This window comes from Winogradskyella tangerina, from assembly GCF_003260205.1.
GTDB lineage: Bacteria > Bacteroidota > Bacteroidia > Flavobacteriales > Flavobacteriaceae > Winogradskyella > Winogradskyella tangerina.
This window is the reverse complement of the sequence record NZ_QERF01000015.1, coordinates 1-3,979: the sequence shown is the minus strand read 5'-3', so window position 1 is coordinate 3,979 and position 3,979 is coordinate 1. Positions and strand designations below refer to the sequence as shown.

1 protein-coding gene is annotated in these 3,979 nt (G+C 46.7%); it reads left to right on the top strand.

Annotation, left to right across the window (positions count from 1 at the left end; translation table 11 throughout):
* On the top strand, positions 1-3,979 hold a 3,979-nt coding region (locus tag DDY94_RS16040; protein WP_111685615.1), incomplete at both ends, for a T9SS type B sorting domain-containing protein.

The window sequence follows — 3,979 nt, the reverse complement described above, 5'->3', positions numbered from 1 at the left end:
TTACCGTCAACCCCTTACCGGTAGTTGTTGTTCCGTTTGCTTTGGAGGTTTGTGATGATGGTATCCCTGATGGAATAACGGCCATAGATTTAAGTTTGAAGAACTCTGAGATCAGTGGAGGCAACCCTGATTATTCGGTGAGTTATTACCTAACTCAGGCTGATGCAGATGCTGAGGTTAACCCCTTACCTATACCTTATACGAACATTAGTAACCCACAGAATGTTTTTGTACGTGTTGAAGACATCAACACGGGTTGTTATGACACGACGATATTAGAGCTTGTTGTAGAGCAGGCACCGATAGCTATTACTCCAGAGCCCTTGCGCTATTGTGATCCAGACAATGATGGATTTGGATTATTTATGTTATCAGATGTCGATGGAGAGATCACTGGCGGTATGGGTGATTTAGTGGTGACCTACCACGAGACACTAGCCAATGCCAACAATGGCGTAGATGCAATAGACACTACGGTGACCTATAACAATATCGTAGCAAATATGCAGACGGTCTATGCACGTGTAGAGAGTGAGACGATTGCAACGGACTGTGCTACGGTTGTACCATTGGAGCTTATCGTCGAGCCTAGTCCACAGATCGAGGACCCAGAGCCTTTGCAGGCGTGTGATGATGCTTCAGGCGATGGTTTTGCAGTATTTGATCTAACGACTAAGGCCGATGAGGTATTAAACGGGCTAGATGCGATGCAGTATATGGTGAGTTACTATGAGACAGAGGCCAATGCCATAGCAGGGAATAACCCAATAGCTACACCAAACGCCTATACAAACACTACGGTAAACAGCCAGATCATCTGGATCCGTGTGGAGGATACAAACACGGTAGAGGGCTGTTTTAAGATCACGAGCTTAGAACTTATTGTGAACCCACTACCAGTGCTTACCCAGCCATCACCATTAGAACTATGTGATGTTAACAATCCTGGCGATGAGCAGGAGGCCTTCACCTTAGAGGATGCCAATGCAGAGATATTATCAGGTCAGACCGGAATTACCCTGACCTACTATGAGACGCAGCTAGATGCGGATAATGCGACTAGCGCTATCAGTAGTCCATATGTGAATACGAGCAATGCCCAGACGGTGTATGTTAGAGGCGAGAATGATATCACGGGCTGTTATAGTACAGTAACACTTACCCTAAGGGTAGACCCCGTACCATCACCAGAGCCAGATCCTACCCCGATTGAGGTATGTGATGACGATAACGATGGTTTTGCAGAGTTTGATTTAGAGATTCGCACCATAGAGATCACCAATGGAGAGCCAGATGTAGTGATCACCTACCACGAGACACAGGAGGAGGCTGAACAGGGCGACAATGCGATTGTAAGTCCATATACGAATATTGTAGCGAACAGTCAGATGATCTACGTACGCTCAGAGAATACCATCACAGGCTGTTATAGTTTAACGCTTAACACCTTGGAGTTAATCGTGGTGCCATCACCAGAGGTTCCTGTAGATATCGATCCACTGGTGAGTTGTGATGACGATGGGGATGGTATCACACAGTTTGATCTGACGGTTATGGATGCGACTATCTTAGGGACACAAGACCCTTCGGAGGTGGTATTGACCTATCATGTAAGTGCTGCAGATGCACAGACGGGAGACAACCCTATTATCAATGTGGGTAGTTATACCAATACGGGTAACCCACAGACCTTATACATACGACTGATTAACCCAACGACGGGTTGTTTAGATACGGGGGAGTTTGAGCTTCAGGTTAATCTTCCACCGGTACCAGTTCAACCGACACCATTAGAGTTGTGTGATGACCTTGGTGAGCTGCCAGGCGATGAGATCACGGTATTTGATCTAACGGTTAAGGATGTGGAGATCACTGGTGGTAATGCGAGCTGGTCTGTAGCGTACTATGAGACCGATGCAGATGCACAGGCTCAGACCAATGTGATTCCTGATCCAACGCAGTATACCAATACCTCAGTAGGCGGTTTACCGGCTAACCCACAGACGCTTTATGTTGTGGTTACTGATACCGATACGGGCTGTGTAGCCTTTACTACGATGACCATAAGGGTACTTCCTAACCCCACACCAACGCCAAGTGATCAGTTACCAGATTTAGTACTTTGTGATGATATCAATACGGGCGATGGGGTAGAGGTCTTTGATCTAACGGTTAATGAGCTATTGATCTTAAATGGCGAGGCAGGAGTAACGGCGAGTTACCATGAGACAGCAGAGGATGCTGATACGGGCGATAACCCTATAGGCGATCCTACACAATATACGAACATAGAGACTCCGGAGCAGACGATCTATGTGAGGGTGACTAATGATGTTACAGGCTGTTATGCTGTTGTGGACTTTAACCTTAGGGTAGATCCACTACCAGAGGTTGTAGCGGTTACGGACTTTATACAATGTGAGCTCAACACGGATGGCTTTGATAGCTTTGATCTGACCAGTAAGGACGCAGAGGTTCTCAATGGTCAGGATGCTACTGTATTTGCGGTGACTTACCATGAGACGGTAGCTGATGCGGAGTCGGGGATGAATGCACTAGTGAGTCCATACATCAATACGAGCAACCCACAGGAGATCTATGTAACGATCACCAATACGATTACGGGCTGTTCGATCAGCACGCAGCGTTTTAACCTACAGGTTGATGAGGCAGCAGAGGCGAACCCAGATATGGTTGCTATCGTGTATGAGCTTTGTGATGATAATATGGAGACAGATGGTAATGCTTCAAATGACAGTGTACAGTTTGATCTCTCAAGTAGAGATGCTGAAGTATTAGATGGTCAGGACCCGATGAATTACATAGTGAGCTACTATGCAAGTGAGACGGATGCAACCCTTGGAGTGAATCCATTACCGAATCTATATGAGAATATTGTAAATCCACAGGTGATCTATGCACGGGTAGACAATAACACCCTAACGGTAACGCCAATCGCATTAGACTTAGGCGCTCTAACGGCGGGTCTGGATTTAGACGGCGATGGTACGATAGATACGATCGATACGGATGGCGATGGAGTCTTTGATCTGTTAGATGTAGATGGCGATGGACTATCAGATGGCATAGATAACAATGGTGATGGCTTGTTTGAGTTTGTAGATATCGATGGTGATGGTCAGGGCGATCCAGTAGATCTGAATAACGATGGTGTGTTTGACAACCAGCAGGATGGTTCTATATGTTTTGCAGTGGCACCGCTAACGCTTCAGGTGAATCCATTACCGAACTTCACCTTGGAGGAGAGTTATATCTTGTGTGTGAACACCAATGGCACTGAGGTACTAGCACCACTAGTATTAGATACGGGGCTATCGGATGTGGACTATAGTTTTGAGTGGAGTTTCAATGGTACGGTACTCGCAGGGGAGACAGCTCCGACGCTAACACCGACACAGGGAGGTAGTTATAGTGTAACGGTTACGGATATCAGCACATCGACACAGACGAGTTGTACCAATACGGCGATTACGGAGGTGATAGAGAGTGAGCCCCCGGTATTAACGGCGGAGGTGACCACACAAGCTTTTGCGGATAATCACGTTATAGTAGCAGTGGCTACTGGTCCAGGGGACTATGAGTATAGTTTGGATGAGGGGCCATGGCAGAGTAGTGGTACCTTTACAGGGGTCTCAGCGGGGCTACATGAGGTAACGGCTAGAGATAGAAATGGTTGTGGAATAGCTACGGTGGAGGTATTTGTATTGGATTACCCGAGGTACTTTACACCTAATGGTGATGGCAACCACGACACATGGAATATAGCAGGCATTGGAAACAGCGCCAAAATTTATATATTTGACCGCTATGGTAAGTTGCTCAAGCAGTTGAGTCCTGGCGGCCCGGGATGGAACGGTACCTATAATGGCAATAGAATGCCAACGGGCGGTTACTGGTTTGTTGTAGAGTACGACGAACCTACCACAGGTCAACGTAAAGAACTAAGAGCCCATTTTAC